The organism is Streptomyces sp. Da 82-17 (genome assembly GCF_046098215.1).
Lineage (GTDB): Bacteria > Actinomycetota > Actinomycetes > Streptomycetales > Streptomycetaceae > Streptomyces.
This window is the reverse complement of sequence record NZ_JBJURH010000004.1, coordinates 400818-416369: the sequence shown is the minus strand read 5'-3', so window position 1 is coordinate 416369 and position 15552 is coordinate 400818. Positions and strand designations below refer to the sequence as shown.

11 protein-coding genes are annotated in these 15552 nt (G+C 72.6%); 5 read left to right on the top strand and 6 right to left on the bottom strand.

Annotation, left to right across the window (positions count from 1 at the left end; all coding sequences use genetic code 11):
• Window positions 1-228: 228 nt before the first annotated feature.
• Entirely contained in the window at window positions 229-1944 is a 1716-nt protein-coding gene (locus ACIDOF_RS09620; RefSeq protein ID WP_409005311.1) for an ABC transporter ATP-binding protein, read from the bottom strand.
• Window positions 1941-3896 (bottom strand): ATP-binding cassette domain-containing protein, encoded by a 1956-nt coding sequence (locus tag ACIDOF_RS09615; RefSeq protein WP_409005310.1) that lies wholly within the window; start codon window positions 3894-3896, stop codon window positions 1941-1943. The genes ACIDOF_RS09620 and ACIDOF_RS09615 overlap by 4 nt, the downstream gene beginning before the upstream one ends.
• 125 nt (window positions 3897-4021) lie before the next feature.
• On the opposite strand from ACIDOF_RS09615, the gene ACIDOF_RS09610 reads away from it, so the two are divergent.
• Window positions 4022-5020 carry a helix-turn-helix domain-containing protein gene (locus ACIDOF_RS09610; protein WP_409005309.1) on the top strand — a complete coding sequence of 333 codons (999 nt, stop codon included), beginning with the start codon at window positions 4022-4024 and terminating at the stop codon, window positions 5018-5020.
• Between the two features lie 48 nt (window positions 5021-5068).
• Here the strand turns inward: ACIDOF_RS09610 and ACIDOF_RS09605 are convergent, their stop codons facing one another.
• Window positions 5069-5332: a helix-turn-helix domain-containing protein gene (locus ACIDOF_RS09605; protein WP_409005308.1), complete on the bottom strand. Its 264-nt coding sequence runs from the start codon at window positions 5330-5332 to the stop codon at window positions 5069-5071.
• A complete protein-coding gene (locus ACIDOF_RS09600) occupies window positions 5332-5916 on the bottom strand; it encodes a DUF2975 domain-containing protein (RefSeq protein WP_409005307.1) in 585 nt (194 codons plus the stop codon). Before ACIDOF_RS09600 ends, ACIDOF_RS09605 begins: the two co-directional genes overlap by 1 nt.
• 237 nt (window positions 5917-6153) lie before the next feature.
• Between ACIDOF_RS09600 and ggt the strand changes: the two genes are divergently transcribed.
• Window positions 6154-8013, top strand: a complete 1860-nt coding sequence (ggt, locus tag ACIDOF_RS09595; protein WP_409005306.1) for a gamma-glutamyltransferase — start codon at window positions 6154-6156, stop codon at window positions 8011-8013.
• A 96-nt stretch (window positions 8014-8109) separates the two neighbouring features.
• Here ggt and ACIDOF_RS09590 read toward each other — a convergent pair whose 3' ends face one another.
• Window positions 8110-9321 (bottom strand): Cmx/CmrA family chloramphenicol efflux MFS transporter, encoded by a 1212-nt coding sequence (locus tag ACIDOF_RS09590; RefSeq protein WP_409005365.1) that lies wholly within the window; start codon window positions 9319-9321, stop codon window positions 8110-8112.
• A 341-nt stretch (window positions 9322-9662) separates the two neighbouring features.
• Here ACIDOF_RS09590 and ACIDOF_RS09585 point away from each other — a divergent pair, with 341 nt between their 5' ends.
• A complete protein-coding gene (locus ACIDOF_RS09585; protein ID WP_409005305.1) occupies window positions 9663-10526 on the top strand; it encodes a MerR family transcriptional regulator in 864 nt (287 codons plus the stop codon).
• Between the two features lie 68 nt (window positions 10527-10594).
• Here ACIDOF_RS09585 and ACIDOF_RS09580 read toward each other — a convergent pair whose 3' ends face one another.
• Entirely contained in the window at window positions 10595-13081 is a 2487-nt protein-coding gene (locus ACIDOF_RS09580) for a D-alanyl-D-alanine carboxypeptidase (RefSeq protein WP_409005304.1), read from the bottom strand.
• Between the two features lie 237 nt (window positions 13082-13318).
• Between ACIDOF_RS09580 and ACIDOF_RS09575 the strand changes: the two genes are divergently transcribed.
• Both ACIDOF_RS09575 and ACIDOF_RS09570 read left to right on the top strand, forming a co-directional pair.
• Entirely contained in the window at window positions 13319-14068 is a 750-nt protein-coding gene (locus tag ACIDOF_RS09575) for a GOLPH3/VPS74 family protein (protein ID WP_409005303.1), read from the top strand.
• Between the two features lie 404 nt (window positions 14069-14472).
• A complete protein-coding gene (locus ACIDOF_RS09570; protein ID WP_409005302.1) occupies window positions 14473-15339 on the top strand; it encodes a helix-turn-helix domain-containing protein in 867 nt (288 codons plus the stop codon).
• Window positions 15340-15552 lie beyond the last annotated feature (213 nt).

Sequence of the window (15552 nt, the reverse complement as noted above, 5' to 3'; positions counted from 1 at the left end):
GAGGGTGAAGAACCCGCAGGTCACACCCTCGTCGCCCCACCTCGCTCCTAAAGCGGGTGTCGCAGGTTCGAATCCTGCCGGGGGCACAAGCAGAAGGGCCAGTTCGCAGAGATCCTCTCGAACTGGCCCTTTGTCGTGGTCGGTGAACCGATCCGGTCGGCGGTCTCGCAGTCAGCGAACGGCGGAGGGCCCTGCACCGAACCCCCGCCCCCCCCCGCAACCGTCCGCTCAAGCTCGTGCCCGTCCCGGCAGCGACAGGTTCCAGTACGCGGCGTAGCGACCCTCGCGGGCCAGTAGTTCGTCGTGGGTGCCGTGTTCCACGAGTTGTCCGGCGTCGAGGAAGGCGACGTGGTCGGCGCGGTGGACGGTGTTCATGCGGTGGGCGACCATCACCACCGTGCGGCCTGCCATCAGGTGCTCGATGCCGGCGTGCACGGCTGCCTCGTTCACCGGGTCGAGGGCCGACGTGACCTCGTCGAGGAGGACGATCGGGGCGTCCTTCAGCAGGGCGCGGGCGATGGAGACGCGCTGCCGTTCGCCGCCCGAGAGGAGTGCTCCGCCTTCGCCCACGTCCGTGGACCAGCCGGCGGGGAGGCGTTCGAACACCTCGTCGAGGCGGGCTGCGGCGGCCGCGGCCCGTACCTCGGCGTCGGTGGCGTCGGGGCGGCCGAGGCGCACGTTCTCCTCGATCGTGCCGTCGAAGAGGTAGACGTCCTGGAAGACGATGGCGATCCGTGCCATCAGCGCCGCGGAGTCCAGCTCCCGTACGTCCACGCCGCCGATCCGCACCGCGCCCGCGTCGACGTCGTAGAAGCGGGCGAGCAGGTGAAGGAGGGTCGTCTTGCCCGCTCCTGACGGTCCGACGACGGCGAGGCGCCGGCCCTCGGGTACGGAGAGGGTCACCGCGTCGGTGACCGTGCGGTCGCCGTGCCGGAAGGTGACCGCGTCGAAGGCGATGTCGTGGCCGGCCGGTTCGCGGGGTGTGCGGGGCTCCGGCAGCGGCTCGGTGCTGAGGACCTCGTCGAGGCGGTTGAGTTCGGCGCGGGCGGCGCGGATGCCGCCGCTCAACTCGGCGAGGGACAGCAGCGGGTCGGCGCAGCGGGCAGCGAGCACCAGGATCGCGAGCACCTCGGCGGCGCCGACGTTCCCGCCGATGGCGAGGTACGCGCCGAGGGCGAGCAGCGCGGTGAACACCGCCTGCACGGTGACCGCGAGACCCAGCACGCCGGGCAGCGCCGAGAGGGTGGAGCGGCGCGCGGCGCGGCGGAGTTCGTCCAGGGAGTCGTCAAGGAGGCCGAATCGTTCGCCGGTGCGGCCGCCGGCGCGCAGCACCGGCTGGGCCTGGACGTACTCGATGACGCGCCCGGTGGCGGCGCGCTCGCGTGCCACGCGCTCCGTGTCGGTCGCCGTCGTCGCGCGGGCCGTCCGCAGCTGGACCGCGGCGACCAACGGCACTGCGGCCAGGGCGGCGAGACCCAGCTGCCAGTTGAACGCGAGCATGACGGCGACGATCGTCAGCGGTGTCACGCAGGCGGAGACGAACGGCGCCAGCAGGTGTGCGATCACGCCCATCGCCTGGAGCACGCCTTGGCCGGCGAGGACGGACACCTCGCCGGTGCGGCCGGGTCGGTACCAGCCGATGGGCAGTCGGGCGAGGTGGTCGCCGAGGCGCTCGTACATGCCGTGCAGCATCGTCGTGCCCACACGGAAACCGGAGCGGTCGCTGACGTACCGCAGCACCGCGTAGCCCGCGACCGCCGCGCCGAAGGCGGCCAGCCAGGGCCCGGCGTCCTCGGGCGCGCTGCCGAGGAGCGCGCGCAGCACGGGAACCAGCAGGGCGTACGACAGGCCCTCGGCGAGGGCGGTCGCTGTCATCAGGGCGACGGTGCGGCGCACCGGCCCGGCGTACTCGTGGCCGAGCACGCGCAGCAGGGTGCCGATCATCGGGCCTCTTCCCCTTCCGTCTCGATGGCATGGGCGGCGGTGTGGATCTTCCAGAACTCGGCGAACTCGCCGCCCCGCGCGAGGAGTTCGGCTGTCGTGCCCCGCTCCACGATCTCGCCGTCGCGCAGCATCACGACGGTGTCGGCGTCGGCGATCGTCTCCAGGCGGTGGGCGATCACCAGCGTCGTCCGCTTCTCCCCGGGCTGCGCCTCGGCCTGCTTCCGGGTCCGCGCCTCGGCCTGCTTCCGGGTCCGCGCCTCGGCCTGCTCCCCGGCCTGCTCCCCGGCCTGCTCCCGGGTCTGCTCGCCGGCCTGCTCCCGGGTCTGCGCCAGCGCCTCGCGTACCGCCTGTTCGGTCTGCGGGTCGGCGAAGGCGGTGGCCTCGTCGAGTACGAGGACGGGGGCGTCCGCGAGCAGGGCGCGGGCGATCGAGACGCGCTGTGCCTCGCCGCCGGAGAGGCGGGCGTCCTCGCCGATCACCGAGTCGTAGCCGCGGGGCAGTTCGAGGATGCGGTCGTGGATGCTCGCCCGGCGGGCGGCGCGGACGACGGCGTCGCGGCCGGCGTGCGGTACGGCGAGGGCGATGTTGTCCGCGACCGAGGCGCGCAGCAGCCGGACGTCCTGGAAGACGAACGACACCCGCCGGTACAACTCCTGGCTGCCGACCTCGCGCAGGTCGACCCCGCCGAGGAGTACGGAGCCGTGGGTCGGGTCGTGGAACCGCGGCAGCAGTTGCACGAGCGTGGACTTGCCGCTGCCGGACGGCCCGACGACGGCCGTGGTCGTCCCCGGTTCAAGGACCAGGTCGATGCCCCGCAGCACCTCCCGCCCGGCCGCGGCGCCCGCGCGCCCGCCGGCCGCACCCCCGTGCCCGTGCCCGCCCCCGGCCCCCTCGTACCCGAAGCGGACGTTCCGCAGCTCGACCCGGTGTCCCTCGGGCGTCACCGGCCGTACGGGTTCGGGCAGGGGCGGCTCGGCGAGTACGTCCCGGATGCGGTCGACGGCGCGCCGCGCGGCCTGGAGGTCGTCGAAGCCGTGGCCGAGCGCGGCCACGGGTGCGGTCAGCCCGAGGCCGAGGAGCAGGAAGGGCAGCAGGTCGGCCGGGGCGAGCCCGCCCCCGGTGATCCGGTACGCGCCGCCGGCCAGCACCGCGAGCAGCACGAACGGCGGCGACAGCGCCACCTGCATCGCGGCGGCGGGCCCGGCAAGACCGCGCACCATCCGGTAGAAGCTCCGGGTGAAGTCGCCCACCGCGGTACGGAACCTGCCGTGTGCCCGCTCCGACCCGCCGAACGCCTTCACCACCGCGATGCCCTGCACGAACTCGACCACGGACGCCGAGATCCGCCCCATCGCGGCGTCGAACTCCTTCTGCTCGCGCAGCCGCGCCGGGGTCATCATCAACGGCACCAGGGCGACCGCGAGGAGCACGGGGATCAGCGTGATCAGCGTCAGCCGCCAGTCCACGGTGAGGAGGTAGCCGAGCGAGACCAGCGGCACCACGAAGGCGGAGACCAGTTCGCCGGGCGTGTGCGCGATGAGCGGGTGCACGGCGCTGACGTCCTCCCCCACCAGCTTCGCCAGCTCCCCGGTGCGCCGCCGCGCCAGCCGCCCGATCGGCATCTGCCCGAGCCGCGCGGCGAGTCGGCGCCGCAGTGCGAGCTGCACCCGGGTGTCGAGGAGGTGTCCGACGCCGGACGAGGCGGCCGTGAACAGCAGCCGTACGAGGAGCCCTGCCGCGCCCGCGAGCACGATGTCGCGCACGTGCCCGTCGTCGGCCGCCCCGGGCGCCAGCAGCGTACGGCCGAGTTCGACGACGGCGAGGAGCGGCGCCAGGCCTGCGACCGCCCCGATGACCTGCAGGGCGACGACGGCGACGAAGCCGCCCGCGTACGGGCGCGACAGGCGGGCGATGCCCGGTGGTGGCGGCGCGGTGATTCCGGTGGACGTCATGCGCCCACCTTCGCCGCGGTCACGGCACGCTGGATTGAAGAAATGTTCCGTACGGCCCCTCCCGCCCGGTTCTGTCCAGGCGCAACGCCCAGGCACGCCACCCGAGCGGCCCGTAGCATGGACGTATGCCAACTGCCGTGCGCAGGCGCGTCGTTGACCCCGTGTGGCAGGCCACGCGGCCGGGTCGGCCCTGCCGCGTGCCCGGCGTCGTCCTGGCGGGGATGCGCGACCGCGGCCCGGCCCCGGTCGACCACCGGCTCGACCCGCACCCCGTGCTGACGCTGGCGCTGGCCTGCGGTGAGGCGGCGCTCGGCATCGACGAGCCGACGGGGCGGCGGCACCGCGGCAGCCTGGTCACCGGGCTGGGGTTCGGCGTGGGCGGGGCGGCGCGGGTGCGGGCCGCGAACGTCGAGTGGATGCAGGTGCGCCTGTCACCCGCCGTCGCACGGGCCGTGCTGGGCGTGGGCCCCGCTGAGCTGGAGAGCTCCGTGGTGGCCCTGGACGACCTGTGGGGAGAGCGGCGGGCGGCCCGGCTGCGCGAGCGGCTGGCCATGGCCGCCTCGTGGGAGGAGCGCTTCGCGCTCGTCGAATCGCTGCTCGCCCGGCTGTCCGCCACGGGGCCCGCCATCGAGCCGGAGCTGGCCTGGGCCTGGGACCGTATCGTCGCGGGGCACGGCCAGGTGCGGGTCGAGGCACTGGCCGACGAGCTGGGCTGGAGCCGCAAGCGTCTGTGGTCCCGCTTCCACGCGCAGCTCGGCATGGCGCCCAAGCGCGCCGTGAACCTCGTCCGCTTCGACCGGGCCGCCACGCGTCTGGCCGTGGGCCAGGAGGCGGCCAGGGTGGCGGCCGACTGCGGCTACGCCGACCAGTCGCATCTGCACCGGGACGTCGTGGCGTTCACCGGTGTGACCCCCGCGACCGTGGCCGGCCAGTCGCTCATCGCGGCGGCCGACATGCCGTGGGTGGACCACGTCCCGCGCCTCTCGGATCGACGGGCGCAGGACGACGGACGACGGCTCACGGCTGACGGCTCACGGCCAACAGCTCACGGCTCACGGCTCACGGCTCACGGCTCACGGCTCACGGCTCACGGCTCACGGCCAACGCTGACGGCCAACAGCTGACGGCCGACAGCTGACAGCCGACGTACGGCGGCGTGGGAAAGCCCGCCCTCACCCCTGCCCAGAAGCCCCCGTTCCGGACCCAGCCCGGGGCCCGGACTCGAACGTGATCAGATCCCCCGGCTGGCAGTCCAGTGCCTCGCAGATTCTGGAGAGGGTCGAGAAGCGGATGGCCTTCGCTCGGCCGTTCTTCAGGATCGACAGGTTGACGACCGTGATGCCGACGCGGGCGGCGAGTTCGGTGAGCGTCAGGTCGCGGTCGGCGAGGATCCGGTCGAGGTGGATCCGGATTCCGTGGGGTTCCTCTTCGGACATCAGACGGTCCCTTCGAGGTCCTCTCGCATACGTACGCCCTCGCGCATGATCTTGCCCATGATCAGGGCCGCGAGGCCGGCCAGGATCAGGACCTGGGGTCCGGACACCGTCGGGCCCGAGCCCACGATCGGGGCCATGGAGCCGACGAGCCAGGAGTGCGACCAGCCTACGACGAGGCCGGCCACGGGTGTGCCGACGGTGACGAACCAGCCGAGGACGGACAGGCGTTGGGCGACCGTGTCCGTGAACGGCCCCTTGTCCACGACCGCGTCGAGCAGTCGGGCGAAGAGCAGCAGGGTGAGGGCGCCGAAGAGGAGCCAGGGGAGCTGGCCGCCGAGGTCGGCCGCGCGCTGGCCCACGGACGGGGCCTCCTGGCAGAGGCGGGCGGCGGTGCTGGACGCCTCCACTCCGTCGGCGATCGGCAGGGCGTCCTTCAGCGCGGCGTTGGCCCAGAAGCCCGTCTCCACGCAGACCGCGCCGTCGTCGGTCATGTGTGTGAGCGCCGTACCGGCGAAGGCGAGTCCGCTCAGGGCCGCCAGGCCCATGCTCACCGAGGCCAAGGTCTTCGTGAGTCGCGTGGTCAACGCAATCCCCCCTCTTATCGTTTTTCGATACGTCCGAGCCTAGACCGGCATATCGATAATCGACAAGTCGGGGGTGCGGGTGCCGCCTCCCGGCGCGGCCCGCGGCTACCCGCCGGGAACCTCAGATCTCCCGCAAATCTTCCGGCAGTTCGTTGCTGACCTGCCCGTACGCTGCCAAGGTTTCGGCACCACCCCGCCCCAGAAGAACCAACGCAACCCCAGGTCACCGGAGGCTCCATGGCTGTCCGTCGTACCGTTCTCGCCGCCCTGTCCGCCGCGTCCGCCGCGGCGCTGCTGCTGCCCGTGCTCGCCCCCACCGCCGCCGTCGCCTCCCCCGACGGCCGGGACGGGCCCGGGCTCGAACCGCCGGCCAAGCAGGCCGTCGCCACGGGCAGCGGGGGCGCGGTGTCGAGCGTGAACCCGTACGCCTCCCAGGCCGGGCTCGACGTCCTGCGCAAGGGCGGCAACGCCGTGGACGCGGCGGTGGCGACCGCGGCCGCGCTCGGCGTGGTGGAGCCGTACTCGGCGGGCATCGGGGGCGGCGGGTACTTCGTGTACTACGACGCCTCGACCGGCGAGGTCAGCACCCTCGACGGGCGCGAGACGGCACCGGCCCGGATGGGTGAGGACGCGTTCCTCGACCCGGCGACGGGCAAGCCGATCCCGTTCGACGAGGCCGTCAACTCCGGTCTGTCCGTGGGCGTTCCGGGCACCCCGGCGACCTGGGAGAAGGCCCTGGACGACTGGGGCAGCATCGGCCTCGGGCAGGCGCTGCGCCCGGCGACGCGGCTCGCGGACGAGGGCTTCGTGGTGAACGAGGAGTTCCGCGCGCAGACCGAGATGAACGAGGACCGGTTCCGCGACTTCAGCTCGACCGCCGAACTGTTCCTGCCCGGCGGCGAGTTGCCGGTCGTGGGGTCGAAGTTCCGCAACCCCGATCTGGCGCGTACGTACCGGCAGCTCGCGCGTGAGGGCACGGCCGCGATGCACCGCGGGTCGATCGGGCGGGACGTCGTCCGGACGGTCAAGCAGCCGCCGGTCGCCGAGGGTTCGACGCGGAACGTACGGCCCGGCCTGATGGAGCGGGCGGACCTCGCGGCGTACGAGGTGGTGCCGCGCAAGCCGACGCACACCACGTACCGCGGCACGGACGTGTACTCGATGGCGCCGTCCTCCTCCGGCGGCACGACCGTCGGCGAGGCGCTGAACATCCTGGAGAACTACGAGCTCTCGTCCGCCGGGGCCGACCGCGCCCAGGCCCTCCACCACTATCTGGAGGCCAGCCGGATCGGCTTCGCGGACCGCAACCGCTGGGTCGGCGACCCGGCGTTCTCGGACGTCCCGACCGACGAGCTGCTGTCCAAGGAGTACGCGAAGGAGCGGGCCTGCCTGATCCGGCCCGACGCCGCGCTCACCAGCCCGCTCGCCCCGGGCGACCCGCGCGAGCCCGGGCAGGGCTGCACGGCCGGCAAGGGCAGCGCCGAGCCGCACGAGGGCCCGTCGACGACGCACCTGGTGGCGTCCGACCGGTGGGGCAACGTCGTCTCGTACACGCTGACCATCGAGCAGACCGGCGGTTCCGGGATCACCGTGCCGGGGCGCGGCTTCCTGCTCAACAACGAGCTGTCGGACTTCGAGTTCGCGCCGCTGACGCCGGGCGTGCCGCACCCGAACCTGCCGGGTCCGGGCAAGCGGCCGCGCAGCAGCATGTCGCCGACGATCGTCCTGAAGGACGGCGAGCCGCAGCTCGCCCTCGGCTCGCCGGGCGGCGCGACCATCATCACGACCGTCCTGCAGACCCTGGTCAACCGCATCGACCTGGGCATGTCCCTGCCGGACGCGGTCGCCGCGCCGCGGCTCTCGCAGCGCAACCGGGCGACGACGGAGGCCGAACCCGCGTTCCTCTCCTCCCCGGAGCGGGCTCAACTCGACGCGCTGGGCCACAAGTTCGTGCCCGCGCCGGAGACGTTCACGCCGTCGCCGGAGATCGGCGCGGTCGCGGCGCTGGAGTTCGGCGCCGACGGCACGGTCACGGCCGTCGCCGAACCGAAGCGCAGGGGCGGCGGCTCGGCGATGGTGGTCGACGAGCGCCACTGACGCCGCGAGCGATCGGCGCCCCGGACCTCCCCGGTCCGGGGCGCCTCCGCGTTTCCGGCTCTGCGGTCCGACTCCCTTGCCGAGTCGGCGAGTCGACTAGTCCGACGCCGCCCGAGCCGCGTCCCACCGCGCCTCGCGCGCGCGGAGCGCTCGTACGAGAAGCACCTTCCGTACGAGGAGCGCCCCTCCCCCGACCGCCCCCGCGAGGCACGCCAGGGCCGCGCTGACCCACAGCGGGGCGCGGAAGTCGGCGCCCGCGGCGAGGGGGAGGCCGCCGAGCCAGGGGCCGAGGGCGGCGCCGACGTTGAAGGCGGAGGTGGCGTAGGCGCCGCCGAGGGTGGGGGCGTCGGGGGACGCGTACAGGGCCCGCGAGATCAGCGTCGTACCGACGGCGAAGGACACGGCGCCCAGGACGAACGCCGAGGTCAGCGCGGCCGGGGCGGAGCCCGCCGCGAGCGCGAGCAGCGGCCAGCCGGCGCACAGGGCGAGCGTCCCGACGACCAGCAGGCGGGCGGCGTGCCCGTCCGCGAACCGCCCGCCGAGCCGCACGCCGACGAACGAGCCCGCCCCGAACAGCGCGAGCAGCAGCGGCACCCAGGACGCGGCGAGGCCCGTGACGTGGGTGAGGAGCGGGGCCAGGTAGGTGAACGCGCAGAACGTCGCACCGTTGACCGACGCGCCGAGGATCAGGGCGAGTTGGAGGCGGGGGCGGCGCAGGGCGGCGAGTTCGCGGCGGGCGTCGGGCCGCGGCGCACCCTCGGCGTGACCGCCCGGCACGGACCGGACGAGGGCGAGGAGTGCGGGCAGGGTCAGCAGGGCCACGGCCCAGAACGCGGCGCGCCAGCCCCAGAGCCCGGCGAGCAGGGCGCCGCCGGGCACGCCCGCGACGCAGGCGACGGTGACGCCGCCGAGCAGCGCGGACGTGGCGCGCCCCTTGGCGTCGGGCGCGACGAGCGAGACGGCGGTGGCGAGGGCGACCGCGAGGAACCCGGCGTTGGCGAGCGCGCCGACGAAGCGCAGGGCGAGCAGCAGCGCGAAGCTCGACGTCAGCGCGCCCGCGACATGCGTGAGCAGAAACGCGGCGAGGAAGACGACGAGGGCGGTGCGGCGCGGCAGGCGCAGGCTCAGCAGCGCGGCGGCCGGGGCGCCGACGATCATCCCGACGGCGAAACCCGAGGTCAGCGTGGCCGCGGTCGGAATGGAGACGTGCAGGTCGGCGGCGATGTCGGGGGTGAGTCCGGACAGCATGAACTCGGATGTGCCCATGGCGAAGACGGCGAGTCCGAGCAGCCGGACGACCAGCGGCATACGGGCCGGCGCAGGGACGGAAGGTGCGGCGGACATGTCGAAGCAGCTCCTGAGTTGAGCAGTGAGCAGGTACCAGAGGTGAGCGCTTCGGCTGTACGGGAAGGCGGCGTGCGGCGACTGCGCGCGGCACGCTCCGGCATACGACTCGTACAGCCACCGGACCGGGGTCCGGTGGCTAGCCTCTGGAGGCCTCGGGGCTCGACATGCGGTGCACGCTAGCCCCCGCCCACAGGCCGGTCCACCGAATTTCCCGGCCCAGGACTCTTTGACCTTGCCCCTGGGGCAGACCCCACGCTCACGGCACCGGGCGGACGAGCCGCCCGGCCACGGAGGATGAGGACGTGACCGTTCCGCATGAACCCGGGCTCCTGACCATCGGCGTCTTCGCCGCGCGGGCCCGCCTCTCGCCGAAGGCCCTGCGCCTGTACGACCGGCAGGGACTGCTCGCACCCGCGTACGTGGACGCGTCGACCGGCTACCGCTACTACCGCGGCACGCAGGTCGAACGGGCCCGGCTGATCACGCTGTTGCGGCGCCTGGACATGCCGCTCGCGGAGATCCGGGGCTTCCTCGACCTGCCGGGCCCGACGGCCGCCGAGGCGCTCGCCGCGTACTGGACGGCGGTCGAGGAGCGGGTCGCGGGGCAGCGGACGCTCGTGGACCACCTCCGTGGCCGCCTGACCGGAAGGAGTCCCGAGATGTACGAGAAGTTCGAGATCAGGACCGTCGACGTACCCGAGCAGCAGGTGATCTACGAGACCCGGCACACGCTGGTGCACGAGCTGCCCGCGTTCATCGGCGCGTCCCTCGGCCGCCTGGAGCGGGCCGCGCGGGAGGCGTGCGGGGGCGTCGCGGACGCGCCGTTCGTGCAGTACTACGCGGAGGTCAGCCAGGAGAGCGACGGGCCGGCCGAGTCCTGCGTACCGGTCGTGGACGCGGCGGCGGCGCGGGCGTGGGCGGAGACGAACGGGCACGGCGGGCGGTCGCGGACGGTGCCGGCGGCGCGGCTCGCGCTGACCCGGATCACCAAGGCGCAGGTCGAGCACCCGCAGATCAACTCGGCGTACGAGGCGGTCGAGGCGTGGATCGCGGAGCGGGGCCTGACGATCGCCGGGCCGTGCCGGGAGGTCTACTTCGCGGACTGGGACGCGGCGGGCCCCGAGGACGAGGTGTGCGACGTCGCGTTCCCGGTGCGGCAGGGGTGACCTGCGCTTATGCCTGAGGGGGAGCCCGGGTGGCCCGGGCTCCCCCTCCTGCGTGTGGCGTGCGCTGCTCAGCCGATGCGGGTCAGCTTGGCTCCGAAGGGCGGTTCCTTCAGGTCCTCCTCGAGGGCGACCGGCACCTTCACCGCACCCTCGGACCCGTCGCCGACGCGCAGGACGCCGACCTCGGTGCCCGCGTTCGCGGTGTGCGGCACGGGCTTGCCGTTGCCGCCGACGGCCAGGTCGACGGTGAGGCCGGGCCAGCCGACCGCCGAGACGTCCTCCGTGGCGACGACCGGGGTGGTGCCGCCGAGGCCGTCGTCGACGTGCCCGACGACATCGCCCTTCTTCACCACGGTGCGGGTCTCCAGGAGTTCCTGGGCGCGCAGGATCAGGTCCTTGCTGCGGGCGGTCGCGGTGTCGATGATCGGCGGCAGGTGCTGGCCGAAGACCGCGCCGATGATCAGCTGCCGCTCGCCGTCGATCTCCTTCTCCGCGGCGAAGAGCAGGTTGCCGCCCGCCTTCGTCGTGGAGCCGGTCTTGATGCCGACGACGCCGAACAGCGGCACCAGCTTGTTGAAGTTCCGCTCGTCCTGCGGGCGCTGGGACGTCGTGGAGTCGAACCTCGGCAGCCGGACGATCTCCTTGAACAGCGGGATCTCCATCGCGGCCTTGCCGAGCTTCACCTGGTCGACGGCGGTGCTGACGGTCGTCTCGTCGAGCCCGGACGCGTCGGTGTACGTGGTGTTCTTCATGCCGAGGTCCTTGGCGGCGGCGTTCATCTTCTTGACGAACGCGTCCTCGTCACCGCCGCTGTCCCAACGGGCGAGCAGCTTCGCGATGTTGTTCGCGGACGGCAGCATGACGTCCTTGATGGCTTCCTCGACCGTGATGACGTCGCCCTCCTTGACGTCCACCACGGACTCGTTGTCCTTCTCGCCGCTCTCGAAGTGGTCGGCGGCGGCCTTGTCGACCTTCAGGGTCTCCGTCGCCTTGTGGTCCTGGAGGATCAGATAGGCCGTCATGACCTTGGCGACGCTGCCGATCGGGATCGGCTTCTCGTCCCCGTACGTGCCGAGGCTGCCGATGCCGTCGACGTCCACGACCGCCTGCCCCTCGGTGGGCCACGGCAGGCTCGGCTTGTCGCCGTCGAAGGTGTACTTCTCGTCGGCGGTCAGCGCGAGCGTCGGCGTGGGCAGCGGACGCACGGTCTGTACGACTGCGAACACGATCAGGAGCAGCAGGACGAGCGGCGTCCAGATCTTCACGCGGCGCACGGCGGTACGCAGCGCCGTCTCCGGCGGCTTCGGCCGGTTGGTCAGCTCGGCGAGCAGGTCGAGCGGCGGCTTCGGCGGCAGGGGCTGCTGCGTGGTCCGCTCCGGCGTGGTGACGGAGGGGGCCTCGGGGGGCAGCTCGGCGGCGGCAGCGGTGGCGGCAGCGGCAGTCGCGGGCTTGGCCGGGGCCGACTTGGGGGCCGAACTCGGCTTCTCCGGCTGCCCGTTGGACGCCTTGGGCTTCGGCTCGTCGAGCGGCTTGAGCGCCACGAACTTGCTGGTGCGCTCGGACTCGGTCTCGGCGGCGGGCTTTTCGGCGTCGGGCTTCGCGGTTGCGGGCTTCGCGGTTGCGGGCTTCGCGGTTGCAGGCTTCTTGGCGTTGTCGCCGTCGCTCGGCTCGTCGGCGTCGGCGTCGGCGTCGGCGTCGGCGTCGGCGGGCAGCTTGAGCATGGCCGTCGGGCTGTCGACCTTCGGCTGCGGGGCCTTGAAGACGGCGGTCGGCTGGTCCACGGGGCCTGCGGACGCTTCCGCCGCGGGGTCGTCGTCCGGCTCGTCGTCCGGGTCCGCGTCGCCCTCGTCGTCGGTGGAGGGGTCGTCGGCGTCCTCGTCGCCCGAACCGGCTTCGTCGTCCTCGGCGGGGCTGTCCTGCTCGGAGGCCTCGGCGGCGGGGGCGTCTTCGGCGTCGGTGTCGTCGGCGTCGGCGTCCGCGTCGACGTCGGCATCGGCGTCTTCGGGCTCGGGCTCGGGCTTGTCGGCCGGCTCGTCCTCGGCTGCGGGTTCGGAGGCGTCGTCGGCGTCGGACTCGGCCTCGTCCGCCTCACCGGCCTCCGAAGCCTCAGCCTCCTCCGAAGCCTCGACCTCCTCGGACACCTCAGACGCCTCGGACGCCTCGGACGCCTCAGCCTCCCCCTCAGCCGCCTCCGGCTTCTCCTCGGGCTCTTCCGAGGCCTCGGCCGTCTCCTCGTCCTCCAGTGGCCGAGAATCGCCGTTCCCGTCCTTCTCGTCGGATCCGGCGACCCAGGCGGCAACCGCGGCGCGCAGGCGGGCGTCCTTGGAAGAGTCGGCCTCCCCCGCACCCTCCGACTCCGACTTCGACTCCGAGACCTCCGGCTTCGCGGCCTCGTCCTCGGCGGACTCCCGCTGCTTCGTGACGGCGATCCGCGGATCGGCGGGCTTCGTCACCGCTTCGCCCGAGGACTTCACCGCACCGTCGCCCGAAGAACCGCCCGAGGACATCCCCGAAGACTTCTGCTGCCCCGACGTGTCGGGGGTCTCGCCCGCCACCCATGCCTCCTCGAATACGCCTTGCGCCCGTGCTGCGCGCTACGCCAGTGCCCCGCGGGTGACCCCGTAGGACGGATTCGGTGTCCGAACCATGTACCAGTGTCCTGTGTGCGGGATTGACCCACCGGCTAGACGAGAACGACATACCTGCCGGTTCCATTACGAACCGGACACGCACTCTCGACAGACCAATGTGAGAGGGGTCACCCTGTCATTCATCCACGCGGGGAGGCATGGATGGGCAGGAGCCGCAGAACAATTCCGGAGGAGCTTCTGCTGCTCGCTCTGGACCCGACGACGGGTACCACAGCGCAGCCGCAGTCGCTCGACCTCGGTCTGGCCGGAGCACAGCTAGTAGAGCTGGCGCTGGCCGGACGGATAGCCCCAGACGGGGATCGTATCGCCGTGGTCGTTCCACGGCCGACCGGAGATCCGACTCTGGACTGTGCACTGGAACTACTCCGCAGGCGCGGAGCCCCGGTGCGCGCGGTCCACTGGATCGGCGGGCCCCGGCTGGGGCTGCGCCAGACCTATCTCTCGCATCTGGAGCGGTGCGGCATGGTGCATGCCGTGGCGGGCCAGATGTGCGGAGTGCTGCCGACGACTCGCTACCAGGCGACGGACACGGCGATCAGCCGGGAGATCAGGGCCCGGCTGGACTCAGCGATCCGCACCGGCGTACCACCGGACCCGCGGACCGCGGCGCTCGCCGCGCTGGCCCATGCGGTCGGCCTCGGCAAGCACCTGTATCCGGGCAACGAGGGACGATCGTCCCGCTCCCGGCTGCGGGATCTGATCAGGCACGACCCGATGGGCGGTCTCGTGGCGCACGCCGTCATGGACGTCCAGAACGGAGTGGCGGCGCAGCCCCGTCGCTCGCCGGCCGCGGCCCGCAAGGCGGACCGTGCCGCCGCACCGGAGGCCGGAGCCAAGGGCATTCCGATGCAGCCACGCCGGGGTTCGATGGCGCGGGCCGTCGCCCACTGAGGCACAGCCCGTAGCGCGCAGCACCACAGCCCCATGCACCACACGCACCACCCGCACCACACGGCACGACCCGCACCACACGCACGACGCATGCGACAACCGCAGCACCCGCGCCACTCCGCACCGCAGTCCCTGAGACCGGTTCGGGAGCCGCTGAGGAGCGCGGGGCGATGACCGGCCGTCAGGGACGACGGGCCGGCCACCGCCCCGCGCTCCCGCATGTCCGCACCCGCTGCCCGTACGGGCCGGCCGCACCGGCCGCCCGCACCCGCACAGCACGTACGCAACCGGCCGTGGCCTCCGGATATCGGCTGTTTCCCAGCGCTGCGCCACTCGTTGGTGGCACTCTGCTGAGCAGTAGATACGCAAAGTAGAGGCAGTACGCAGCCGGAGGTGCACGTCCCGTGGCGTCCAATGTCAATCCCACCGTCAGGCGACGCCGTTTGGGCCAGGAGCTGCGCAGGCTCCGCGAGCTCAAAGGCATGACGGCGGAGGAGGTGGCGGACAAGCTGCTCGTCTCGCAGTCGAAGATCAGCCGCCTGGAGAACGGTCGGCGCAGCATCAGCCAGCGGGACGTCCGCGACCTGTGCGGCGTGTACGAGGTCGAGGACCACCGCGTCGTCGAGTCGCTGATGCAGATGGCCAAGGACAGCCGGCAGCAGGGCTGGTGGCACGCCTTCGGCGACATCCCGTACAGCGTCTACATCGGTCTGGAGACCGACGCGGCCTCGCTGCGGGTGTACGAGCCGCAGGTCGTGCCCGGACTGCTGCAGACGCGGGCGTACGCGGAGGCGCTGATCGCGGGCGCGCTGCCGGAGACCGCGAACACGGACATCGAGAAGCGCGTCCAGGTGCGGATGCGCCGCCAGGAGCGCATCAACTCCGGCGAGGCCCCGCTCAGGCTGTGGGCCGTCCTCGACGAGGCCGCGCTGCGCCGCCGGGTCGGCGACCGGCAGCTGATGATCGAGCAGTTGGAGCACCTCGTCGAGATGTCGCACCAGCCGCACGTCACGGTGCAGGTCATGCCGTTCACGATGGGCGCGCACCCGGGCGTGAACGGGCAGTACGCGATCCTGGAGTTCCCGGACGCCGCCGACTCCAGCGTGGTCTACATCGAGGGCGTCACCAGCGACCTCTACCTGGAGAAGGCGAACGACGTGCAGAAGTACAGCGTCATGTACGAGCACCTGCGCGCCCAGGCCCTGAATGTGGACCAGACCCGGGAATTCATCGCAGAGGCGGCCAAGTCCTACGCGCGCGAACAGGTCTGAACAGCCCGGAACAGCTCTGCCGAACTCGCCTGAGCGGGCCGGTAAGGGGCACATTCGGAAGGGCCGGTTCTGTGGGTGCGGCAAGGTACACCCTCGCCTCGTCAACAGGGAAGGCCAAACCGGAATATGCCATCCGGTCGAGTGAACGCCCCCCTCGCACCCGGATGTTGGCGAGTAGCGTCGATCACGCCAACATGAACAAGCCGTTGGCAT